This is a genomic window from Roseateles sp. P1_C1_2, assembly GCF_056406535.1.
Genome location: NZ_JBFUAB010000023.1, coordinates 115110 through 137750, shown reverse-complemented (window position 1 = coordinate 137750; position 22641 = coordinate 115110). Strand labels below are relative to the sequence as shown.

The window sequence follows — 22641 nt, the reverse complement described above, 5'->3', positions numbered from 1 at the left end:
GTACTTGTCGGGCGTCGGCGTGCAGCCGCGACTTAAGCGGCGTGAAGGCCCGATAGCTGGTGCTCGGCACAAGTGGTAGGCGAGAGCGCAGCGGCTCGCTTCGGGGTGCGGCCCGCTTCGAGCAACGCGAGCGCCTCATCCCGCTCGAGTGCGGATTGCATTAGCGCTCCTCTTTTGGTGACTTTTCTCTGGCGCGTCAGAGAAAAGTTACCCGCCCTCGCGGGGCGGATTCCCGCGGCACTGCACCGAGTCGAAAGGCTCCTCGCAGAGCAAACGCGTATTTCCACCCCGACACAATCTGCCGATCCCCCCGATACATCGCGGCGCTGCAATGCCTCCATCCGACACCTGAAGGAGCCGCAATGCACCACGACCACGACCCCCAGCATGACCACGACCTGGGCCTGGCCCACGACCTGAGCCGGCTGCACCAGCAGAGCTTCGAGCGCCGCGCCGCGCTGCGCTGGCTGCTGGGCGCGGGCGCCATGTCTCTCACCGGCGCAGGCGCGATCGCGCTGGGCGGTTGTGGTGGCGGGGGCAGCAGCGCAACGACGAGCGATTCGTCAACGGGCTCCACCGGCTCCACCGGCGGCTCCACGACGACGAGCAGCTGCTCCGTCATCCCGTCCGAGACCGAAGGACCCTACCCGGGCGACGGCTCCAACACGGCCAATGGCAGCGTCGCCAATGTGCTGGCCCTGTCCGGCATCGTGCGCAGCGACATCCGCTCCAGCCTGGGCAGCGCCAGCGGCGTCGCCACAGGCGTGCCGCTTCAGGTCATCATCGAGCTCGTGAACACCAATGCCTCCTGCGCCGACCTGTCGGGCTATGCCATCTACCTCTGGCATTGCGACGCGCTGGGCCGCTACTCCATGTACTCCAGCGGCGTGACCGGCGAGAACTATCTGCGCGGCGTGCAGGCCACCGGCAGCGACGGCCTGGCCACCTTCCAGACCATCTACCCGGGCTGCTACTCGGGCCGCGTGCCGCACATCCACTTCGAGGTCTACCGCAGCACGACGACGGCGACGAACTGGAACAACAAGCTGCGCACCTCGCAGCTGTGCTTCCCGTCGGACTCGAACACCGCCGTCTACGCCACCAGCGGCTATGGCAACAGCGCGGCGAACAACAATGCCATCAGCCTGTCGACCGATGGCATCTTCAGCGACGGCTATTCGACGCAGCTCGCGACGATGACCGGCTCCGTCAGCGCCGGCTACGTCGCCCGTTTGAAAGTAGGCATCGCCGTATGAATGGACACTGCCTCGTTGTCGATGATGACGCCGAGATCCGCATCAGCCTGAAAGCCTATCTGGAGAGCTTTGGCTGGCAGGTCAGTGCGGCGGCCGACGGCGGGGCGATGCGGCAGGTCATGGCTGCGGCCAAGGTCGACGCCATCGTGCTCGACCTGATGCTGCCCGGCGAGGACGGCCTCGTGCTGCTGCGCTGGCTGGGCACGCAGGCCGACGCACCGCCGGTGCTGATGCTGACGGCGCGCGGCGACACCATGAGCCGCGTCGTCGGCCTGGAGCTCGGCGCCGACGACTACCTCGCCAAGCCCTTTGAGCCGCGCGAACTGGTCGCGCGCCTGCAGGCCCTGGTGAGGCGCGCCCACAAGGGCGGCCAGACCCTGGCCGAGGACACGCGCCTGCTGCGTTTCGGCCGCTGGCGCTTCGACCGCATGACGCGCCAGCTCATCAACGACGAGGACGTCGGCATCGCGCTGTCCAGCGCCGAGTTCCGCCTGCTCGCCGCCTTCACGCAGCGCCCGGGCCGGGTGCTGAGCCGTGACCAGCTCATCGAGCTGACCCGTGCGCCTGGCGTCGAGGTCAATGACCGCAGCATCGACCTGGCCGTGTCGCGGCTGCGCGCCAAGCTCGGCGACACGGCCCGCGAGCCCAGCACCATCCGGACGGTGCGCGGCGAGGGCTATCTTTTCGACGCCGAGGTGAGCCCGTGCTGAGACCCTGGAAGGACTGGGATCGCCTGGGCCTGCGCCTGTTCCTGCTGATGTGGGCCGCGCTGGCGCTGAGCCATCTGGCGGCCTGGAGCCTGGTGTCGCAGACGCTGCAAGGCCCCGGCATGGGCGCCCGCCCGCCACCGCCACCCATGCATGCGGACGGTGCGCGCCCCATGCCCCCGCCACGCGACGGTTTTGATGACGCCGGCCCGCCGCCGCGCGGTGAACCGGTGGGTCGAATGCCGACCTTCCCGTCGCTGCCGCCGAATCTGCCCTGGGGCTCCAGCCTCATCGACTACGGCGTGCGTCTGCTGGTCATCGCGCTGGCGGCCTGGTGGGGGTCGCGCTGGCTGGCCCAGCCAGTGCGCCGCCTCGTCAGCGCGGCCCAGCAACTGACGCCCGCCCTGGCCCAGGGGCGGCCGGCGCCCGAGCTGAACGAGGACGAGGGCACCCGCGAGGTGCGCGACGCCGCTGCCGTCTTCAACCGCATGGCCGCCGAACTGAGCGGACAGTTCGAGGAGCGCGGCCTGATGATCGCAGCGATCTCGCACGACCTGCGCACGCCTTTGACGCGCATGCGGCTGCGGCTGGAGACGGGTGAGGTCGAGGCCAGCGTGCGCGAGCGCTGCGTGGAAGACATCCGCGAGATGAACCGGCTGGTGGAGAGCGTCATCGAGGTGTTTCGGCCTGCAGAGATGACCGCGGCCCAGCAGATCGACCTGTCGGCCCTGGCCCAGTCGGCCGTCGACGATCTGGCCGAGGCCGGTGCCCGCGTCAGCTTCGAAGGCCCGCCGGCCGTCGTCAGCGCCGACCCGGTCGCGCTGCGCCGGGTCGTCGACAACCTGGTCGGCAATGCCTTGCGCTATGCCGGCAGTGCCCAGGTCAGCGTCGACCTGGCGGCCGGTGTGACCCGCCTCGTCGTCGAAGACAACGGCCCCGGCATTCCCGAGGCCGAGCTGGAGCGCGTGCGCCAACCCTTCCGCCGTGTCGAGGGCTCGCGCAATCGCGCCACCGGCGGCACGGGGCTGGGCCTGTACATCGCCCAGCAGCTGGTGCGCCGCCAGGGCGCGCTGCTGGTGCTGAGCAACCGGCCCGAGGGCGGACTGCGGGCCGAGGTGGTGTTCTAGAGAGCGTCGACGCTGGCTGCGGTGACGAGTGCATTCACGCGCCAGCCCAGCGCCGTGTAGAGCGCCCGGCCTTCCTCGGTCGCCACCAGCACGCCGGTACCGGCACCGTGCCCGCGCGCGAGGTCGTAGAGCCGCGCGAGCAGCTGTCGCGCCAGGCCGCGGCGCTGGTGGGCGGCGGCCGTGACGACCTGATCGAACACCGCATGTGTGCCGCTCCAGGCCACGCGGGCGCGCGCGGCGACTTCGCCATCGGCGGTCAGCGCCCGGCATTCGGCGTTCGGTCCGTCCGTCACCCAGTCCAGGCGGTAGCCCGGCGCCAGGGCGGGCTGCGGCAGGGCGTCCAGCGGTGCGCTCATCAGGTATTCGGTTGCATGCACGGTCCATGGGGCCGGCAAGGCCAGCGCGACGGGGTCGGCCAGCACCTTGAGCCACAGGCCCGGACGGGCCTCGCGCTCAGCCCAGGCACGTAGCCGGGGCAGCGGCCAGGCGGGCAGCAGATGGCGTTCAATGTGACCCGGCTGGCCCACGGCGATGCGCCAGGCGCCGTCTTCCAGCGCTTGCGGCTGCGCGGTGCCACGCGACAGCGCCCAGCCGCGGCCCCAGGCCGCGAGCAGCGTCGTGTCATCCATTCGATCGAGATCCATGCGCCTCAGCTTAGGCGGTCGAGCGGGCGAAACATGGCAGCAGAGGCATGGCCTCAAGACGAAAAAAAGCCACCGCGTGCGGTGGCCTGGGATCGCCCGGCAGCAGGGCCGGGGCCGGCGCTCAGTGCGTCAGCGCGTAGTCGACGGCTTCCTTGGCCATCACGAGGCCCACGCCGGAGTCGGCGTCGATGCCCGCGGCACGGATGTCCAGCGCCGTGGCCTTCATCGCGGTCAGGATCTGCGCGCCCGTCATGCTGGGCTTGGCGGACTTGACGATGGCGGCGATGGCGGCCGCGTGCGGCGCCGCGGCGGAGGTGCCGTAGAAGGGATTGAAGCCCGGCGTCTTGGTCGTGACGCCGTCGGCCGCGGCGATGTCGGGCTTGGCCAGCGTCGCGCCGCCACCGGTCGCGTAGAGCAGATTGCCCGGCGTGACAGCCGTGCCGTTGGGGTTGAAGAAGATCTTGCGTGGGCCGTCGGAACTGAAGGTTTCAGTCGGGTTGGCTGCGCCGCCGACGAAGGGCTTGGTGCCGGTCTTGGCGGAGTTCCAACCGACGGCGGCCACGCTGACCGTGGTGGCCGCGGCGTTGTGGCCGAAGGTCGAGCCGTTGGTGCGGATGTTCAACTGGCCGCGGTGGGTGTCCAGGCGCAGGGCGCGGTCAACGCCGCTGAACTTGACCACCACCAGGCGCGAGCCGGCCGCGAAGGTGCTTGCCGTCGACATGATCTCGACCGGGTCCTGGGTGCCGGTCTGCGCGGCGGCGGAGAAGGCGGTCAGCGTCGTGCCGGCGGGGTTCAGCAGGAACAGGTCGTAGTCGTTGCCGGAGGCGCCAAGCGCGTCGGACCACTTCAGCGACACGAAGCGCGTCGAGACCGTCAGCGTATCGAACAGCACTGGCGAGCCCGGCGTGCCGAAGTTGTGGATGTCGCCGGTCTCGCCGGCCGCGGCGATCGGGCCTGTGATGGCGCCGCCGTTGAGGAAGTCGCCCTCCCACGTGCCCGACGTGCCGGACGTGAGGTTGCCGCTGTTGGCGGCCGACGAGAAATACAGCGCACCGTCAGCGGTGACGGTGTTGACCGCCTGCGCGATCGGTCCGTCCTGGAAGGCACCTTCGGCGAAGTAGCTGACGTCGTCCACGATGATGTCGCAGCCARCCGCGCGCAGCGCGAGGATGTTGGCCGCCATATGGGCCTGGCCGCCGTTGGCGGTGGCGAAGAAGATCTGTGCGCCGGGCGCGAGGTCCTGGACGATTTCCATCATCGCCGTGCCCTCGTCGGTGCCGCTGCTGGCCTCCAGCACCGTGGTGCCAGGCCCCAGGTCGCCACTGGCCATCAGCGCCGCGACGCGGGCGGGCGAGGCGCTGTCGGACAGCACACCCACCTTGACGCCGGCGCCCGTGAAGCCGGCGACGTTGGCCTTGTGGCTGATGTAGCCCTGCGTCGTCAGCGAGCCGACGCTGAGCTGGTACTGCTCCGCGGTCGTCACCTGCGTCACGCCGCCATCCTCGGCCAGCGTTTCGACGGCCGCCACCGGCAGTTGCACCCGCATGGCGCCGAACTCGGGGTGGGAATTGATGATCGTGCCGCCCAGGGCCAGGACGCGCGACTTCATCGCCTCGGAAATGCTGCCCTTCACGTCCACCGTGACCGAGCCCGCCGCGTCCACGCCGGCTCGAGCGGTGGCGTCGCCATACACGCCCTCCAGTCCCTTGACGCGCTGCCCGCGTGCGGCCTTGCCTGCAAACAGCAGGTCGGTGTGCAGCTTCTTCTGCGCGGCGTTGCGTTGCAGCTTCTCGCTGATGATGGCCCGCACGGTCGYCATTGCCGGCAGCTTGTCGAGGTCGGGCTTGGCGGCGTCGCTGACCTGGGCGGACGCGAACGGTGCGCCGGCGATGGCGAGGGCGATGAGGGCGAGGCGGCGTATAGCCGTCGAAAACCTGTTCGAGGTCATGAACTTGCTCCTGCTGGGCTCGGTAGGGGGGTACGAACGCGGCGGGCGTGGCCAGCCATCGCCACTGCCGCCGCGCAGTGGCTGGGCTGAGGCCCTGGGATCAGCTGGCCTTGCGACGACGCCGTGCGCGGGTCATCGCCACGAAGGCGACCGCCGCCAGCGCCAGGCTGGCCGGCTCGGGAAGCCTGCCGGGCGGCGGCAAGGCTGCGAGATCGGTGTACGAGGTGTCGGTGAAGGCCTCGACCATGATGGTCACCGAATCGTTGCTGGCATTGATCACGCCATCCGTGTCGTTGAGCAGCAGCACGAGGTCGTGCCCGCTGCCGGCAATGATCTGGAAGTAGTCCGGGTTGCCGAACTGGTTGCCGCTGAAGCCGGTGTCGCCCAGCCATCCCGTGCCCTTGGCGGCCGGGTTGTAGCTGTCCAGGTAGGCCGCCACGAAGTCGGAGCTGCCGGCACCGTAGTCCACCGAGACTTGCAGGTACTGGCCGAAAGTGAAGCCGGTCATCAAACCGTCCAGATCCAGCGTGAAGGTCTGATAGTGGTAGGACGTGGCGGGGTTGATTTCGCCCGGGAAGGGCACGCTCATGGTCCAGTCCTGAGGGACGCCGGAGCGCGACAAGCGGCCCAACTGGCTCGCGTCGGCGTTCGTCAGCGCGTAGGTGGTGGTGAAGATCACCGTGGCCTGCGCGGTCCAGGTGGCGAACAGGGCAGCAAAGGCCAGCAGCCAGTGCAAAGGCTTGAGACGCAACATCAACTCCTCCCGATTACGGTGCGACGCCGGTTGGAACCCTCCCGCGCTCTATTCAGCCGGCGTCGTGCTGATGCTTGGTGAGCGCTGTGTGATGGACGTTGCCACGGGGCAGGCAAAGCAGGGGCTTTCTCCCCCCGATCCCCGGGGGGTCAGGTTCCATCGGTTTGCCTGTGCCGGCCCTTCGACCCGGTGATGCCCACAGGCCTTGGAGTGCCCGTCGGCATGGCTTCATCAAAGGGCCGAATCGAAGGGAAGACATGGATCCAAGCCTCGAACTCGATCTGCAGCTCGCCGCCCGCGGTTCGCGCCTGGCCAGCCTGCAAGCGGCCTTCGAGCGCCTCGGCCGTGCAGTCGGCGCCGTGGCCCGGCGGCTAGGGCGGGCGGTACCGCTTGCTGCAGTGGCGTGCTCGTCAGGTATTCGGTGGGCCGCAAGGCCCAGCCGGCGAGCCGGGCCAGTGTGGCGGGGTCGGCCAGGGCCTTGATCCACGCGCCCGGCGCGGCGACGCCTTCAGCCCAGGCGAGCAGCAGCTCGGAGTGGTCAAGCATCTGGCGGCCCTCCCCCGGCCGGCGGCGGGCTCAGGCCCTCGCGTCGATCATTGCCGATCGGACGCGCCCAGCCAGGCGTCAATGCGTCGCTCCAACAGGCTGAGCGGCAGCGCGCCGGCGTCCAGCACCTGGGCGTGGAAGTCGCGCACATCGAAGCGCTCGCCGAGCCTGGCGCGGGCGCGTTCGCGCAGCGCCAGGATGCGCAACTCGCCGATCTTGTAGGCCAGGGCCTGGGCCGGCCAGGCCATATAGCGCTCGACATAGCGGCGCGCCTGGGCCTCGTCATAGCCTTCGGCCTCCCGCTCGTAGCGCATGGCCTGCTCGCGCGTCCAGCCCAGGGCGTGCAGGCCGGTGTCCAGCACCAGGCGCACGGCGCGGTGCAGTTCGTTGGTCAAACGGCCCAGCCGCGCGGCGCGGTCACCGTAGACGCCCAGTTCGCCCCCCAGGCTTTCCGCATACAGCCCCCAGCCCTCGCCATAGGCGCCGTACCAGAGGAAACGCCGAAAGCGCGGCAGGTCCAGCTCCTGCTGCGAGGCCATCTGGTAGTGGTGGCCGGGCTGGCCCTCGTGCAGCAGCAGCGAGGCCATGCCGGGCGTCGGGTAGTTCGCCGCGTCGCGCACGACGACGTTGAAGACGCCGGGCCGTGAACCGTCCTGGGCCGGCGGCGTGTAAGCGTCGGAGGCGGTGGCGACGCGCAGCGGGTCGACGGGCCGGATCTCCAGCCGCGCGCGCGGTGCATGGCGGAACAGCCGCGGCAGGCGGGCCCCGATGTCGCGGTTCAGCGCGGCATAGGCCGCCAGCACCTCGGCCTGGGTCTTGAAGGGCCGCAGCTCGGGCCGCTCACCGACATGGGCGAGGAAGTCCGATTGCGAGCCCGTGTCGCCGAACTCGGCCTGCACGGCCGCGATCTCGCGCTGGATGCGTGCCACCTCGCGCAGGCCGAGGGCGTGGATGTCGGCCACGCCGAGGTCCGTCGTGGTGCGGGCCTTGACCAGCGCGCGGTACCAGGCCGCGCCGCCGGGCAGGGCCGACAGGCCAGCTGTTGCGCGGCTGCGCGGCAGATAGGTCTCGGCGATGAAGTGGCGCAGGCGCGTCAGCGCCGGGCGGATCTCGTCGTTGACGGTGCGGGCATAGGCGGCGCGCAGGGGTTCGGACTCGGCCGCTTCGGGCAGGCGGGCGGCGGCCTGCATGAAGGGGTTGGCGTCGGTCGCGGTCAGCGCGTCGAGCTGCGTCAGCACGCGCTCCATCAGCGGCCGCGGCTGCGTGATGCCGCGCGCCATGCCGATGCGCATGTTGGCAATGGCCTGGTCCACCCAGGCCGGCAGGCCCTGCAGCCGCTGCAGGAAGTGTTCGTGCTGCTGCAAGGTCTGCAGCGGCTGGGCGGCGTTGCCGCTGGCGTACTCGGCCAGTTGCGAGGGCAGGCTGTCCATCTGCTGCAGCGGCAGCAGGTGGGACGGGAAGCGCAGCAGGGCCAGGCGGCCGCGGGCCTCAAACGCGAGCAGCTCGTGCGTCGTGCGCTCGTCGGCAGACAGCGAGTGGCTGTCGATGCCGGCCAGTTCGCGCAGCGTAGCGGCGTAGAAAGCCTGCTGGCGCTGGCGGTGGGCGGGCGCGATGTCGATCTCCAGCGCCGCCTCGAAGCGCGGGTCGCCGGTGTTCTCCGTGGCCACGACGGGGAAGAGGGTGTAGTAGCCGTCGTAGTAGCGCTCGGCGAGGTCGGCCAGGCGCTGGCTGGGCGTCTGCGCGGCGACGGGCAGGGCCAGCGCCAGCAGCAGGGCTGCAATGACGGCCCGCCTCATGCGCCCACCTCGGTCAGGCGCGGGTGCAGGCCGCGGGCCGCGCAGAAGGCCTGGTAGGCGGCGATGCGGTCGGCCGTCGTGATGCGGCGCTGCACCGTGCCGTCGGCGCCGACGTAGTCCACGTCGCCACGCACGACGACATGCAGCACCAGCACCTCGTCGCCTACGGCCTGCCAGCTGTCCACATTGCCATCGGGCTCGAAGACATAGTCGCCCGTGCCGATGAGGCGGCCGTCATCCAGCTGGCGCTGGCCCTGCAGATTGAGGCCGTGCACCTCGCCATGGTGGCGGTGCAGTGTGAGCTTGACCCCCGGTGCGAGACGCATCAGCTCGACCCAGCCACCGTCGGGCAAGAACTGCAGCGGCAGCGACCACTTGCCCTCGCCCTCGGGCATCCAGGCGTCCAGGCCGGCGCGCTTCAGGGCCGAGCTCACATGGGGCCGGACTTCGGGCTGCAGGCCATCCAGCGGTGTCGTCAATGTCATGGGGGTCTCCGTTGCCAAGGCCTTAGAGTGCCGGCTTGGATGGCTCCACAAAAGAGCCAAATTGAAGAGAAGACATGGATCCAAGTCTGGAACTCGATCTGCAGCTCGCCGCCCGTGGTTCGCGCCTGGCCAGCCTGCATGCGGCGCTGCGTGAGGCCATCGCCAGCGGTCGCCTCGCGCCGGGGCTGCGCCTGCCATCGTCACGCGAGCTGGCGGCACAAGTGGGCGTGTCGCGCAACACGGCCGTGGCGGCCTATGAGCTGCTGGCGTCCGAAGGCTGGCTGGAGTCGCGCGGCGCGGGCGGCAGCTTTGTCGCCGAGCTGCCGCGGGCGGCCGTGGCCGTGTCGGATCGCGCAAGCGTCGCGCCCTGGGCCGACAGCCGCTGGCTGCGTGGCGAGGGCGGCGGCTGGCCGGCGCTGCTCGTCAGCGGCCCGGCGCCGGCCTGGCACTTCAAGACCGGCATGCCCGAGGTGGCGAGCTTTCCGTTCGAGGTGCTGCGCCGCCTGCAGACGCGCGCGCTGCAGGCCGCCGCGCGCGAGCCGGCTCGCTACCCCGAGGCGCAGGGCCTGCGTGCGCTGCGCGAGGCGATAGCCGGCCATGTGTCGTCGTCCCGCGCGGTCGCCTGCACGGCGGACGACGTCATCGTCACCGCCGGCGCGCAGCAGGCCTTCGACCTGATCGCGCGTGTGCTGGTCACGCCGGGCCAGACGGTTGCTGCCGTCGAGAACCCCGGCTATCCGCCATTGCGTGTGGCGCTGCTGGGTGCGGGTGCGCGGCTGGCGCCGGTGCCGCTGGACGGCGAGGGCCTGGTCGTCGATGCATTGCCGGCGGATGCCCGCATCGTCACGGTGACGCCGTCGCACCAGTCCCCGCTGGGCATGGCCATGTCGCTGGCGCGCCGGCGCGACCTGCTGAACTGGGCGGCGGCGCGCCAGGCCGTGATCATCGAAGACGACTACGACGGCGAGTTCCGCTTCACGTCGCGGCCGCTGGATGCGCTGAAGACGCTGGATTGCGACGGCCGCGTGTTCTATGTCGGCACGCTGTCCAAGAGCATGCTGCCGGCGCTGCGCCTGGGCTATGTCGTCGCCCCGGCCTGGGCGCGCGAGGCGCTGGTGGCGGCCAAACATGCGGCGGGTTTCGGCACGCCGGCGCTGACGCAGGCGGCCGTGGCGGACTTCATCGCCGAAGGACACTTGCTGCGCCATGTGCGCCGCATGCGCGCCGAATATGCCGAGCGGCGGCGCGTGCTGGAGCAGATGCTGAAGCGCCACCTGGGCGATCGCGCCGGGATCTTCCCGGCCATTGCGGGCCTGCACCTGGCCGTGGCGCTGCCCGGCATCGACGCGGATGAGCTGACGCGCCGCGCCTGGGCCGCCGGCGTGGGCGTCGAGCCGCTGAGCCGCTACTGGATGGGCCCAGGCGGCATGCAGGGGTTGGTGCTGGGCTATGGCAGCGTCACCGCGGCACGCATTCCCGAGGCCGTGCGGCGCCTGGCCAAGGCGCTTGGCACCCTTTGAATCGCCGCACTTGGCTCTGTGATCGCGAGAGCGCCCTGCTTAGTCTGAGCGCCTGGCAAATCACGGAGCCCACCATGCCCCATTTCATGTGCCGCACCTGCGGAACGGAGCACGAAGACAGCGTTCAGCCGCCGGCCTTGTGCCGCATCTGCAGCGACGACCGCCAGTACGTCGGCTGGCAGGGCCAGGCCTGGACGACGCATGAGGAGCTGGCCATGACGCATCACAACCGGCTGGAGATGGACGGCGACCTGTTCGGCCTCGGCATCGCGCCGGGCTTCGCCATCCCGCAGCGCGCCCTGCATCTGCCGCAGGCCGGCGTGCTGTGGGAGACCACCGCGCTGGTGACGCCCGAGGCGGTGGCCGCGCTGCAGCAGCGTGGCGGCGTCGACCGCATCGCGATCTCGCACCCGCACTTCTATTCGGCCATGGTGCGCTGGAGCGAGGCGCTGGGCGGTGTGCCCATCTTCGTGCACGAGAACGACAGGGATTGGGTGGCGCGCTGCTCGCGCTGGGTGGAGTTCTGGCGTGGTGACACGCTGGACCTCGGCCGCGGTGCGACGCTGTTGCGCTGCCCCGGCCACTTCCCCGGCAGCACGGTGCTGCACTGGCAGGGGCCGGAGCGTTCCCTGCTGCTGGCGGGAGACTCGCTGCACGTGGCCCAGGACCGGCGCCATGTGAGCTTCATGTACAGCGTGCCCAACCATGTGCCGGCGCGGCCCAGTCTGGTGAGGGAGACGCAGGCGCGATTGCGCGGCGTTCAGTTCGACGATGTCTACGGTTTCACCTGGGGCCTGAACATCATCGGCGCCGGACGCGAAGCGGTGGACGCGTCCTTCGAGCGCTACTTCGACCTGGTCGCGGCGTAGGCGCTGTTCGGCGGCTTTTGCCGCGCTTCTCATGACTCGTGTGCAGTGACGCGGGAAGCCGCCCCGCGAGGGCGGGTAACTTTTAGCGAAGCCTTCGGCTCTCTCTGACGCGCCACAGAAAAGTCACCAAAAGAGGAGCGTCAGCGCTTGATCAACCCTTGAGCGCCCGGCCCACAGCCTGGCCGACGGCCGCTGCCACCTCGGCCTGCACGGCGAGGCGGTCGGCGCCGGGGCGGTCGTAGGTGGACGACCAGACGACGTAGCCGTCGTCCACGCGCACCAGGCGGGCGCTGACGCGCAGCGTGTTGTCTGAGCGGCGCACGCTGCCTTCCAGCACATGCTGCACGCGCAGCTCACGGCCGAGCTGGGTCAAGGTCGTCTCCTTGCCCTTGTAGGAGAACACTCGCGACAAGGCCGGGATTTTCCAGCCGGGCCGGTGGCTCAGCGTGTCGATGATCTGCTCGGTCATGCCGTCGGCGAAGGGCTCCTGGTCCATCGCGTCGGTCAAGTCCAGGAAGGGCATCACGGCCACCGAATAGGCATCGGCCGCGGGGTGTTGCCAGGATTGCAGCGCAGCCGCAGCCGCCACGATCGCCGCCAGGCCACCGAGGGCGCCAGCGATCTGTCGGCGCGACCAGCGCGGTGAGGCTGGTGCCGGGGGCATGGTGTTCGGGACGTCCACGTCCGGCAGCGGTGTCGCCAGCAGTCGATAACCCTGGCGCGGCACGGTGGCGATGTAGCGCGCCTCCTTGGCGTCGTCACCCAGGGCGCGGCGCAGGCTGGCGATGGCCTGGTAGACCGAATCAGGGCTGACGACGACACCGGCCCAGACCTCGTCCAGCAACTCGTCGATGCTGGCGACCTCGCCCGGGTGGCGCGCCAGGTGCAGCAGCAGCTGGAAGGCGCGGGCGTCCAGGCGCAGCGCCTCGCCGCCCAGCAAGGGCGTCAGCAGTCCGCGCGCGGGGTCGACGCGCCAGTCCAGCAGGCGAAACGGGGCGGCGGTGAGGGTGCGGCTGTCCATGCGGGGCGCATTTTCGGCACGAAATCAGCGCCGTTCAGAAGATTTCAGAGGGCATTCAGGCCTGCCGGGGCGCGGATCACTACAACGGGCGGCTTCATTTCAACCCGAGCAAGGACCCGCGATGCCCTCCCTTCTGACTGCACTGCCCTCCGCACGCAACCCGCTGCTGGCCGCCGCCCTGGCGTTCGCCGCCCTGTCCGCCGCTGCCGCGCCGGCGACCTATGCCATCGTCAGCAAGCTCTCGCGCGTGAGCTTCAGCCTGGAGCACCAGGGCTTCATCAGCCTCGTCGGCACGGTGCGGATGGCGCCGGGCAGCTTTGTCTTCGACGCGGAGGACTGGTCGCGTTCGTCCGTCGCCGTCTCTCTGCCCATCGCCTCCATCGATCTCGGCGACGCGACATGGAACAAGCAGGTGCGCGGCGATTCGGCCTGGGCCAAGCTCTTCAAGGGCGCCGGCAGCATCGACTTCCGCAGCACGCGCCTGGAACGAGGCCAGGGTGCGCTGGGCCGGCTGCATGGCGAGCTGACGCTGGCCGGCGTGACCCGGCCCGTCGTGCTGCAACTGCGCTTCAACAAGCAGGGCCTCAACCAGATCAGCGACAAGATGTCGGTGGGCTTCTCGGCCAGCACGCTCATCAAGCGCTCTGACTTCGGCCTGGATGCGTATCTCGATCTGGTCGGCGACGAGATGGCGCTGCAGATCCAGATCGAGGGCGTGCAAGGCGAGGACGGCGATGCGCGCAATGCCATCGACGCCTTGGGCGTGGCGAGCAAGCCTTAGGGCCCGAGCCGGTCCGCAAGCATCGCCACACCCTCGGGTATTCCTTTGGGAATCAAGCCGCCGGCCGCGGCACGCCAGCTGCGGCCTGACTACCATCGCGCGACTCAAATCACGCCGGCTCACGGCGGAGGCAGGGAGGCCGCATGGGAACTCGTCTACTGAAGAAGATCGATCTGCTGAAGGGCGTCGACAAGTCCAAGCTCAAGAACCTGAGCCTCCCCGACATGGAGCTCACGGTGTTGATGGAGATCGACAAGGAGCTCGAGGAGCTGATCGACAAGGGCAAGGAGGGCCTGCGCTGGCAGCAGCTGGCCGACGCCGCGGAGGCCCACCTGGCCAAGCCGCGCAAGCTGATCGCCACCGAGCTGCTGGCGCTGAACGCCAAGGTCGCCACCCTGCCCAAGGCCGATGCCGAGGCCATGGTCGAGACGACGGCCAAGATGCTGAAGAAGATCGCCGTCGCCCAGGAGGGCGGTGTCAACGACGCGGTCCAACTCGTCTGGGAGCAGGCCCTGCGCCGCAACAAGAACCTGAGCAAGTTCAAGGTCAAGTGCGTGTCCAAGGCCCTGGTCGGCGCGCTGACGATCAGCGCTTCGCTGGCCAGCATGATCGCCAGCGGCGGCGCCAACCTGGTGGGCGTGATGGTCATCTTCAAGTCGGTGGCCGAGCTGGCCGTGCTCGGTGCAGACATCGCGCAAGGCGTCGAGGAAGCCGGCGCGGAGCTGCTGATGCTGCGCGGCCGCCTGCTGGACACGATCAAGAAGGAAGGGCAGCCCAGCCGCGCCGACGAGGTGCTCTCCGACCTCACGCCGATCTTTCACAAGATCAGCGGCACGGTGAAGACGGTGGACGTCAGCCAGATCAAGCTCGACGCCAAGATCGCGGCGCTGGAGAAGACGGCCGACACCCTGGTCGGCTCGCTCAATGCGGGGCTGGAGAAGCTGTTGAAGATCCAGACGGAAAGCCCGGCGCGCAAGGACTTCATCAAGGAGATGGCCGGCGGCAACCGGGTCCTGCTGCGCGAGATCCAGGAGACGAACAAGAGGCTGGAGCCCTACCGCAAGGTGAGCAACCTGGTGGCCAAGGAAGTGCTGGTCTGGAAGGCCAAGCGCCAGCCCAAGACAGGCAAGGCCATCGCCGCCGCCAGCCTGACCAAGCTCGTCGTCGGCCTGGGCAGCGCGGCCCGCGTCTTCGTCAAGATCGCGGGCGTGCCCATCCCTTGAGCCGGCGGGCGTGCCCACCGGCCGGGTGCGTGGCTCAGGCTGCTGCCTCGACGTGGGCGTGGCGGGTGTACAGGAAGTCGATGACCTCCTTGCGCGCCGCCGCATAGCGCGGGTCCTCGGCCAGCTCGACGCGCAGGCGCGGGCGGGGGATGCCGACTGCCAGGATCTCGCCGATGGTCGCCGCCGGCCCGTTGGTCATCATGACGATGCGGTCGGACAGCAGCACGGCCTCGTCCACGTCGTGCGTGACCATGACCACCGTGCTCTGCGTGCGCGCGACGATCTTCAGCAGTTCGTCCTGCAGCTTGGCGCGGGTCAGGGCGTCCAGCGCGCCGAAGGGCTCGTCCATCAGCAGCACCTTGGGCTCCATGGCCAGGGCCCGGGCGATGCCGACGCGCTGCTTCATGCCGCCCGAGATCTCGTGCGGGCGCTTGTGCAGCGCATGGCTCATGCCCACCAGCTCCAGCGCGGCGCGGGCGCGCACCTTGAGCTGGGCGGTGGTCTCCTTGGCGCCGAAGACGGACTCGACGGCCAGCAGCACGTTGTCCAGGCAGGAGAGCCAGGGCAGCAGCGAGTGGTTCTGGAACACCACCGAACGCTCGGGGCCCGGCGCGGCGATCTCGCGGCCGTCGCAGATCAGCACGCCCGAGGTGGGCTGCAGCAGGCCGGCGATGAGGTTGAGCAGCGTGGACTTGCCGCAGCCGGAGTGGCCGATCAGCGTGATGAACTCGCCGCGCTGCACGTCGAGGTTGACGTCCTGCAAGGCGTGGAAGCGTCCCTTGCGGGTGGCGAAGACCATCTCGGCGGCCTGCACTTGGATGAACGGTTTCATGGCATCAATCCCCTTCGAAGGTGAAGTGCTTGGCGATGGAGATCAGCGCCCATTCGAGCAGCAGCCCGACGGTGCCGATGACGAAGATGGCGATCAGGATGTGGGCGACGTTGAGGTTGTTCCACTCGTCCCAGACCCAGAAGCCGATGCCCACGCCACCGGTCAGCATCTCGGCCGCGACGATGACCAGCCAGGCCGTTCCGACCGACAGGCGCACGCCGGTCAGCACATAGGGCAGCACGGCGGGCAGCAGGATGCGCGTGATGACCTTCCACTCGCTGAGCTTGAGCACGCGGGCGACGTTCAGGTAGTCGACCGGCACGCGCTGCACGCCGACGGCGGTGTTCACCACCATCGGCCAGATCGAGCAGATGAAGATGGTCCAGATCGCGGCCGGGTTGGCGCTCTTGAAGGCAAGCAGGCCGATGGGCAGCCAGGCCAGCGGCGAGACCGGCTTGAGCAGCGCGATCAGCGGCGACACCATGCGGTTGGCGAACTCGAAGCGGCCGATGATGAAGCCCAGCGGGATGCCGACCATGGCGGCGAGGCCGAAGCCCATGCCGACGCGTCCGAGCGAGTTCAGGATGTTCCAGCCTATCCCCTGGTCGTTCGGGCCGTTGCGGTAGAAGGGGTCGGAGAACAGCTTCACGGCAGCGTCGAAGGTGGCGGCCGGCGTCGGGAAGCTGCCGCCCTTCATGGTGGCCAGCCCCCACAGGCCGATGAGCAGCGAGATGCTGATCACCGGTGGCAATACGCGCAGCGCCACGGCGCGCCAGTCGATGGGCGAGCGGGCGGGCTTGGCCTGGGGCGCCGTGGCCTCGTTGGCGGCCACGCTGGGCCGGCTGACGCTCAGGGGAGCACTGGCCGGGGCGGGAGCGACGTTGTCGCCGGGGGAGTGGAAGACTGCGGAGACCATGATTTACGCCTTGATCTTGAAGCTGTCGGCGTACTTCGCCGGGTCCTTGCCATCCCAGACAACGCCGTCCATCAGCTTGCTGGTGCGGAGGTCAGTCTTGGGCACGCTGATGCCCATGGCGCTGGCCACTTGCTTGTAGAGCGCCGTCTGGTTGACCTGCTTGGCCACCGCCAGGTAGTCGGGGTGGGCCTTGAGCAGGCCCCAGCGCTTGTGCTGGGTCAGGAACCACATGCCGTCGGACAGATAGGGGTAGTTCACCGCACCGTCGTTGAAGAACTTCATGTGGTTGGGGTCGTCCCAGGTCTTGCCCAAGCCGTTCTGGTAGCGGCCCAGGATGCGCTGGTTGATCGCATCGACGCCGGTGTTGATATAGGCCTTCTGTGCCACCGTCTCGGCCATCTTCAGCTTGTTGGACAGGCTGGCGTCGATCCAGCGGCCGGCCTCCAGCACGGCCATCATGACGGCGCGGGTGGTGTTGGGGTACTTCTTGACGAAGTCGGCGCTCGTGCCGAGGACTTTCTCGGGGTGGTCCTTCCAGAGGTCCTGCGTGGTGTTGGCCGTGATGCCGATGCCGTCCATGATGGCGCGGTGGTTCCAGGGCTCGCCGACGCAGAAGCCGTCCATGTTGCCGACGCGCATATTGGCCACCATCTGCGGCGGCGGCACGGTGATGAGCTTGGCGCCCGACATCGGGTTGATGCCCGCGGCGGCCAGCCAGTAGTGCATCCACATCGCGTGGGTGCCAGTCGGGAAGGTGCCCGCGAAGGTGTATTCGCGCGGGTTGGCCGCCATCACCTTGGCCAGGGATGGGCCGTCGACGGCGCCCTTGTCCGCCAGGGCCTTGGACAGCGTGAAGGCCTGGCCGTTGTGGTTCAGGTTCATCAGCACGGCCATGTCCTTCTTGGGGCCGCTGGTGCCCAGGTGCACGCCATAGACCAGACCGTAGAGCACATGGGCCATGTCGAGCTCGCCGTTGACGAGCTTGTCGCGCACGCCGGCCCAGGAAGCCTCCTTGGTCGGGACGATCTTGACGCCGTACTTCTTGTCGAAGCCCAGTTCGGCCGCCATCACGACCGATGCGCAGTCGGTCAGCGGGATGAAACCGATGCGCACCTCCTCCTTCTCGGGCTTGTCCGACCCTTGGGCCCAGGCGCCGCCGGCCAGGCCGGTGAGAGGCAGGGCAGCGGCGGCGGCAAGCAGGCTGCGGCGCTGCGGGTGGGGCGTGGCGTTCGAGTTGTCGCTGGCGGTCATCACGGGCTCCTGTTCATGCAAGGCGCAACGCCGTGCGACCACGCATCGCCCGCACCACAGTCAGCAGTGCAGGCGACAAAAGGAGAGGTCGGACGCCGTTGTCCCGAAGTGCCGGCCGATTCATCAGCCGGCCGGCCCGAGAGGCCTGCGCCATTGCAGGCCTCGCTTCCGTTAACGCAGGTTGCGTGCCAGCTCGGTGCCGGCACCGTCAGGCCGCGATTGCACGCGCTTGGCGCATGGCTGTCGCTGCGGCGGGCGGTTTGCGCCGTACCGGTGCGTGGGGGCTGAACGCGAGTTGGTGCGCCGCGCCCTCAGCGTGTGCGCAGCAGCTGGTCTGCATCAATCAGGCGCATGGCGACGGCCGCCAGCGTCTGCTTGCCGTCCATGGCGAGCTGGCGCAGGCGCTGGAAGGCGGCTTCCTCGTCCAGGCCCTGCTCGCGCATCAGGATGCCGCGCGCGCGCTCGACGAGCTTGCGCTCGGCCAGCTGGGTCTGGGTCTGGCGCAGGTCGCGCTGCAGGGTCTGGTCGTGCTCGAAGCGGGCCAGGGCCAGCTGCAGCAGGGCGCCCAGGCGCTGCGGCGGCAGGCCGGCAAGCTGCAGCGTGCTGATGCCGGCGTGCAGGGCGGCGCGCATCTGCTCGGCCGTCATCTGCTCGGCGAACAGCAGCACCGGGCGGGGCTGGCGCTGCAGGGAAGCGCCCAGCTGGGCCAGCAACTCGGGCGTGGGTTGCTCGCAGTCGATCAGCAGCAGTTCGGGCGCCAGGCGCTCCAGCGCCGTGGGCAGGGCGTCGGGCTGGGCGACGAGATCGATGACGTCAACCAGCTGGCAGCGCAACCGGATCAGCTCCAGGCGGATCACGGGGCTGCGGCGCTGGCCGGCGTCGGCCAGCAGCACGCGCAGGCCAGGGAGGGAGAGCGGCTGGGGGGTGTTCATGCCCCAAGCCAGTGCAAATAGCGTGCCGCTCGGTGTTTTCTAGGGCCTCAGCGGCAGGAAGAGCTCCACGACGCCGCGCCGGCCCGGCGCCGATTCGCTGGCGTAGCGGGCATAGGGTGGCAGCTGCGGGTGGGGCTGGTGCTGTTCGACGCGCAGGCGCTGCATGGCCTGATACCAGGCCAGTTCGAGCGCCTCGGGCGGGCCGTCGAAGCGCAGCACATAGGCGGTGTGCGCCGCGTGCTCGTGCTGCTTCAGGTCCGGGGGCGGCGCCGCGCCCGCGGGCAGTTCGACGCCGACGCGGCAGTCGACGATGCGCAGCTTGAGCTGGGTCTTCAGATAGTGCACGACGGCCGGGCCCTCGGCGGCCAGGCCGGCGGCAGCCATCTGCGCGCGCACGGCCGCGATGGTCGGCGGCAACTCGACGGCCAGCTTGTCCAGCGCGCCGCGGTGGGCGAGCTGCGCGAAGCGGCGGGCGGGCTGTTCCTGCACGCCCGCGTAGCTGAGCTCGTAGGCGGGCGGCCTGCCTTCCAGCGCCGCGGCGAGGCGGTCCAGGCCGAAGCGCAGGTCCAGCCGGGTCGCGCCCTGCACGGTGGTGGCAAAGGCCCGCAGCGTGAAGGCGACGCGACCCTTGAAGCGCCAGGTGACGCGGGTGCCACCCGGCGCGGGCTCGAAGCGCCAGTCCGAGCGGCCGCGGTAGGCGAAGGGCAGGGCGAACTCCAGGCGCTGGCGCAGCGCGCGCGACGGCGTCTGCCCCGTCTGGCGCACGCTGCCGCGCCCGACCTGGGGCACGTCCCAGGCCAGCGCGATGCCGTCGGCCTCGGCCTGGGCGCCGCGTGCATGCTCCAGCCAGGGGTTCCAGGCCTGCCACTGGGCCAGGTCGGCGACGCGCTGGTAGACGTCTTCAGGCGACGCGGCGATGAGGCGGCTCTCTTCGACCCGCACCCGGCCGCTGTAGCGGCCCATGTAGACGAGCAGGGCGACGACCGCGAAGGCCAATCCGAAGAAGAGCGGGCTCATGTGCGGCTCCCGTTAGAGCATTCCCATCATCTGGGGGACGACCAATGTCAGCCACGGCCAGTAAGTCACGATGACGAGGAAGACGATCATCGTCAGCAGCCAGGGCATGACGGCCTTGGTCAGCTCCGTGATGCCGAGCTTGCTGATGCCCGAGGCCACGTAGAGGTTGAGCCCCACCGGCGGGTGGCACAGGCCGACTTCCATGTTGACGTCGATCAGGATGCCGAAGTGCACCGGGTTGACGCCCAGCTGCATGGCGGCCGGGAAGAAGATGGGCGCCATGATCAGGATGATGGACGAGGGGTCCATGAAGTTGCCGGCGCCCAGCAGCACCAGGTTGACGACGAACAGGAAGCCGTTCTGGCCCAGGTTCATCGACAGCAGCCAGTCGGCCAGCTGGTGGGGCAGGTTCTCGTTGGTCAGCACAAAGGAGAACAGCACCGCGTTCGTGATGATGTAGAGCAGCATCGCGGACATGTTGGCCGAGTCCTTCAGCACCTTGGGCACGTCACGCAGCTTCAGGTCCTTGTAGACGAAGATGGCCACGAAGAAGGAGTAGACCGCCGCCATCGCCGCCGCTTCGGTCGCCGTGAAGGCGCCCGAGTAGATGCCGCCGACGATGATGACGACGAGCAGCAGGCCCCAGAAGCTCTTGCGGAAAGCCGCGAAGCGCCCGCGCCAACCGATGCGCGTCAGACGCGGGTAGTTGTTCTTGCGGGCGATGTACCAGGTCACCGCGGCCAGCATCAGGGCCAGCGTGATGCCGGGCAGCAGGCCGGCGACGAACAGCGCGCCGATCGACGTGTTGGTCGAGATGGCGTAGATGACCTTCGGGATCGACGGCAGCATCAGGATGCCGAGCGAGCCGGCCGTGATGATGACGCCGGCACCGAAGCGCATCGGGTAGCCGTGGGCCACCATGGCGGGCAGCACGATGGAGCCGATGGCGACGACGGTGGCGACCGAGGAGCCGCACACCAGCGCGAACATCGAGCAGGCCAGGATGGACGCCAGCGCCAGGCCGCCGTGGAAGTGGCCCACCATGGACGTGGCGAAGTTGATCATGCGCCGCGCGACGCCACCGTGGGTCAGGAAGTTGCCCGCCAGGATGAAGAAGGGCACGGCCATGATTTCCCACTTCTCGATGCCCGTGAACAGCTTGAGGGCGACCGATTCGATGGGGACCTGGGTCATCGTGACGATGAAGGTCATCACGGTGAGGCCCAGCGAGATGCTGATCGGCATGCCGGTCAGCATCAGCGCCAGCAGCAGGCTGAAGATGATGAGTGCATTCATTTGCGGGCCTCCACTTCCAGCGGGGTCTGTTCGTCCACGCCCTCGACGTGGGATTCATCGTGCTTGGGCAGCTCGCCGGTCTTCCAGAAGCCCCAGCAGACCTGCAGGAAGCGATAGCACATCAGCGCCGAGCCCAGCGGGATGGCGGAGTAGACGATCCAGGTCGGCCACTCCAGGTCGGGCGTCGTCGGGCCCTCGTAGACGTCCTCGCGCGGCTGGCCGATGAGGTCCAGGAAGGCGTGGTGGGCGCCGTTGTCCCAGACGAAGGTGCCGCCCATCACGGCGACGGCGCCGGTGAAGAAGGCGCCGGCCAGCAGGCCGAAGATGACGAAGCRGCCGCGGTTGGCGGGCGACATGCGGTTGATGACGACGTCCACGCCGACGTGGATGCCCGTGCGCACGCCATAGGCCGCGCCGAACTTGCACATCCACACGAACAGGATGATGCACAGCTCCTGGGCCCAGCTCATGTGGATCTTGAGGGCGATGTCCTGCACATAGGGCACGGTCGCCAGATAGCGGTGGACGACGGCGACAAAGATCACCAGCGTCGCCGCGGCCATCAGGAAGGAGATCAGCCACTCCTCCAGATGGTTCAGCGCTTTGTTCAACATAGGGTTCTCCGGTCAACGGAAACGGCTGCGCCTGCCGAGGGCCGCGGCGGCCCTGGCATGGCGAGAGTCAGTGAGGGGAATTACTTGGGAGCGACGAAGGCGGCGGCCTTGTAGGCGGCTTCGATGGTGGCCTTGCCGACGCGCGATTCCATTTCCTTGTGGACGGGCATCAGCGCCTTCTTCCACTCATTGGTCTCGGCCGGCGTCGGCGTGTAGATGTTGACGCGGCCGCTGGCCTTGATGCCTTCCAGCGCGCGACCGTTCTCGGTGCTGGCGATGGCGTTGGCATAGGTGGTCGCTTCCTTGATGGCCGCTTCCAGCTGCGTGCGGATGTCGGCGGGCAGGCCGTCCCAGAACTTCTTGTTGACGATGACCGCATAGGCCAGGTGGCCGTGGTTGGACATGGTCATGTGCTTCTGCACTTCGAAGATCTTCTGCGTGTAGAAGTTGCTCGGCACGCCTTCGGTGCCGTCCACGACGCCGGTCTGCAGGGCCTGGTAGAGCTCGCTGAAGGCCATCACCTGCGGGATGGCGCCGAGGGCGCGCATCTGGGCGTCCAGCACCTTGCTGGACTGGATGCGCATCTTCATGCCCTTGAAGTCCGCCACGTTGTGCAGCGGCTTGTTGGCGCTCATGATGTGGAAGCCGTTGTCCCAGTAGGCCAGGCCCTTGATGCCCTTGGGTTCCAGCTTCTTGAACAGGTCGGCGCCGAGCTGCCCGTCGGTGACGGCGCGGAAGGAATCGGTGTCCTTGAACAGATAGGGCAGGTCGAAGACCTCGAACTCCTTGACGCCCAGCGGGCCGAACTTGGCCAGCGACGGGGCCAGCATCTGGACGGAGCCCAGCTGCAGGGCCTCCATCTCTTCCTTGTCCTTGTAGAGCTGGCTGTTGGGATAGAGCTCGATCTTGACCTTGCCGCCGGTCTTCTGCTCGGCCAGTTCCTTGAAGCGCTGGGCGCCCTTGCCCTTGGGGGTGTCGGGCGCGACGACGTGGCTGAACTTGATGACGATGGGGGCCTGGGCGAAGGCTGTGAAAGGCAGGGCCAGCGCGGTGGCCAGCACGAGGCGACGCAGGATCATGGTGTGTCTCCAGATGGAATATTGGGT

The 22641-nt window shown here is 69.0% G+C and carries 21 protein-coding genes; 7 read left to right on the top strand and 14 right to left on the bottom strand.

Annotation, left to right across the window (positions count from 1 at the left end):
- The first annotated feature begins 362 nt into the window (after positions 1–362).
- Genes AC1D2H_RS22510 through AC1D2H_RS22500 form a run of 3 tightly spaced genes read left to right on the top strand, consistent with a single transcriptional unit; the run spans position 363 to position 3090 of the window.
- Positions 363–1256 carry a dioxygenase family protein gene (locus AC1D2H_RS22510; protein WP_478012527.1) on the top strand — a complete coding sequence of 298 codons (894 nt, stop codon included), beginning with the start codon at positions 363–365 and terminating at the stop codon, positions 1254–1256.
- Entirely contained in the window at positions 1253–1966 is a 714-nt protein-coding gene (locus AC1D2H_RS22505) for a response regulator (protein WP_477937209.1), read from the top strand. Before AC1D2H_RS22510 ends, AC1D2H_RS22505 begins: the two co-directional genes overlap by 4 nt.
- Positions 1960–3090: an ATP-binding protein gene (locus AC1D2H_RS22500; protein ID WP_477937207.1), complete on the top strand. Its 1131-nt coding sequence runs from the start codon at positions 1960–1962 to the stop codon at positions 3088–3090. Before AC1D2H_RS22505 ends, AC1D2H_RS22500 begins: the two co-directional genes overlap by 7 nt.
- On the opposite strand, the gene AC1D2H_RS22495 is transcribed toward AC1D2H_RS22500, so the two are convergent.
- The 5 genes from AC1D2H_RS22495 to AC1D2H_RS22475 form a co-directional block, all read right to left on the bottom strand.
- Positions 3087–3734: a GNAT family N-acetyltransferase gene (locus AC1D2H_RS22495; protein WP_478012526.1), complete on the bottom strand. Its 648-nt coding sequence runs from the start codon at positions 3732–3734 to the stop codon at positions 3087–3089. The genes AC1D2H_RS22500 and AC1D2H_RS22495 overlap by 4 nt on opposite strands.
- 121 nt (positions 3735–3855) lie before the next feature.
- Entirely contained in the window at positions 3856–5682 is a 1827-nt protein-coding gene (locus AC1D2H_RS22490) for a S8 family serine peptidase (RefSeq protein ID WP_478012525.1), read from the bottom strand.
- Positions 5683–5782: 100 nt separating this feature from the next.
- Positions 5783–6433, bottom strand: coding sequence for a hypothetical protein (locus tag AC1D2H_RS22485; RefSeq protein ID WP_478012524.1), 651 nt, complete (start codon positions 6431–6433; stop codon positions 5783–5785).
- 596 nt (positions 6434–7029) lie between these two features.
- Positions 7030–8778 carry a DUF885 domain-containing protein gene (locus AC1D2H_RS22480; protein ID WP_478012523.1) on the bottom strand — a complete coding sequence of 583 codons (1749 nt, stop codon included), beginning with the start codon at positions 8776–8778 and terminating at the stop codon, positions 7030–7032.
- Entirely contained in the window at positions 8775–9263 is a 489-nt protein-coding gene (locus AC1D2H_RS22475) for a cupin domain-containing protein (RefSeq protein WP_477936204.1), read from the bottom strand. Before AC1D2H_RS22475 ends, AC1D2H_RS22480 begins: the two co-directional genes overlap by 4 nt.
- 74 nt (positions 9264–9337) lie before the next feature.
- Between AC1D2H_RS22475 and pdxR the strand changes: the two genes are divergently transcribed.
- Together pdxR and AC1D2H_RS22465 are read left to right on the top strand one after the other, a co-directional pair.
- A complete protein-coding gene (gene pdxR, locus AC1D2H_RS22470) occupies positions 9338–10783 on the top strand; it encodes a MocR-like pyridoxine biosynthesis transcription factor PdxR (RefSeq protein WP_478012522.1) in 1446 nt (481 codons plus the stop codon).
- A gap of 74 nt (positions 10784–10857) precedes the next feature.
- A complete protein-coding gene (locus AC1D2H_RS22465) occupies positions 10858–11652 on the top strand; it encodes an MBL fold metallo-hydrolase (protein WP_477936208.1) in 795 nt (264 codons plus the stop codon).
- 151 nt (positions 11653–11803) lie between these two features.
- On the opposite strand, the gene AC1D2H_RS22460 is transcribed toward AC1D2H_RS22465, so the two are convergent.
- Positions 11804–12673: a FlgO family outer membrane protein gene (locus tag AC1D2H_RS22460; protein ID WP_478012521.1), complete on the bottom strand. Its 870-nt coding sequence runs from the start codon at positions 12671–12673 to the stop codon at positions 11804–11806.
- A gap of 121 nt (positions 12674–12794) precedes the next feature.
- On the opposite strand from AC1D2H_RS22460, the gene AC1D2H_RS22455 reads away from it, so the two are divergent.
- Both AC1D2H_RS22455 and AC1D2H_RS22450 read left to right on the top strand, forming a co-directional pair.
- Positions 12795–13454, top strand: a complete 660-nt coding sequence (locus AC1D2H_RS22455) for a YceI family protein (RefSeq protein ID WP_478012520.1) — start codon at positions 12795–12797, stop codon at positions 13452–13454.
- Between the two features lie 143 nt (positions 13455–13597).
- A complete protein-coding gene (locus AC1D2H_RS22450) occupies positions 13598–14677 on the top strand; it encodes a hypothetical protein (RefSeq protein ID WP_477936214.1) in 1080 nt (359 codons plus the stop codon).
- 34 nt (positions 14678–14711) lie between these two features.
- Here the strand turns inward: AC1D2H_RS22450 and AC1D2H_RS22445 are convergent, their stop codons facing one another.
- The 8 genes from AC1D2H_RS22445 to AC1D2H_RS22410 form a co-directional block, all read right to left on the bottom strand.
- Positions 14712–15509 (bottom strand): ABC transporter ATP-binding protein, encoded by a 798-nt coding sequence (locus AC1D2H_RS22445; protein ID WP_478012519.1) that lies wholly within the window; start codon positions 15507–15509, stop codon positions 14712–14714.
- Positions 15510–15513: 4 nt separating this feature from the next.
- Complete coding sequence (ntrB, locus tag AC1D2H_RS22440; RefSeq protein ID WP_478012518.1) at positions 15514–16425, bottom strand: nitrate ABC transporter permease; 912 nt, start codon at positions 16423–16425, stop codon at positions 15514–15516.
- A gap of 3 nt (positions 16426–16428) precedes the next feature.
- Positions 16429–17676: a CmpA/NrtA family ABC transporter substrate-binding protein gene (locus AC1D2H_RS22435; RefSeq protein ID WP_478012517.1), complete on the bottom strand. Its 1248-nt coding sequence runs from the start codon at positions 17674–17676 to the stop codon at positions 16429–16431.
- A gap of 311 nt (positions 17677–17987) precedes the next feature.
- The gene (locus tag AC1D2H_RS22430; protein ID WP_477936222.1) at positions 17988–18608 is read right to left on the bottom strand and encodes an ANTAR domain-containing response regulator; all 621 of its coding nucleotides are present in this window, start codon (positions 18606–18608) and stop codon (positions 17988–17990) included.
- Between the two features lie 39 nt (positions 18609–18647).
- The gene (locus tag AC1D2H_RS22425) at positions 18648–19625 is read right to left on the bottom strand and encodes an SRPBCC family protein (protein ID WP_478012516.1); all 978 of its coding nucleotides are present in this window, start codon (positions 19623–19625) and stop codon (positions 18648–18650) included.
- Positions 19626–19637: 12 nt separating this feature from the next.
- Positions 19638–20921: a TRAP transporter large permease gene (locus tag AC1D2H_RS22420; RefSeq protein WP_477936226.1), complete on the bottom strand. Its 1284-nt coding sequence runs from the start codon at positions 20919–20921 to the stop codon at positions 19638–19640.
- Positions 20918–21535: a TRAP transporter small permease gene (locus AC1D2H_RS22415; RefSeq protein WP_478012515.1), complete on the bottom strand. Its 618-nt coding sequence runs from the start codon at positions 21533–21535 to the stop codon at positions 20918–20920. Before AC1D2H_RS22415 ends, AC1D2H_RS22420 begins: the two co-directional genes overlap by 4 nt.
- An 80-nt stretch (positions 21536–21615) precedes the next feature.
- On the bottom strand, positions 21616–22614 hold the full coding sequence (locus tag AC1D2H_RS22410) for a TRAP transporter substrate-binding protein (protein WP_477936230.1): 999 nt from the start codon (positions 22612–22614) through the stop codon (positions 21616–21618).
- Positions 22615–22641: the final 27 nt, after the last annotated feature.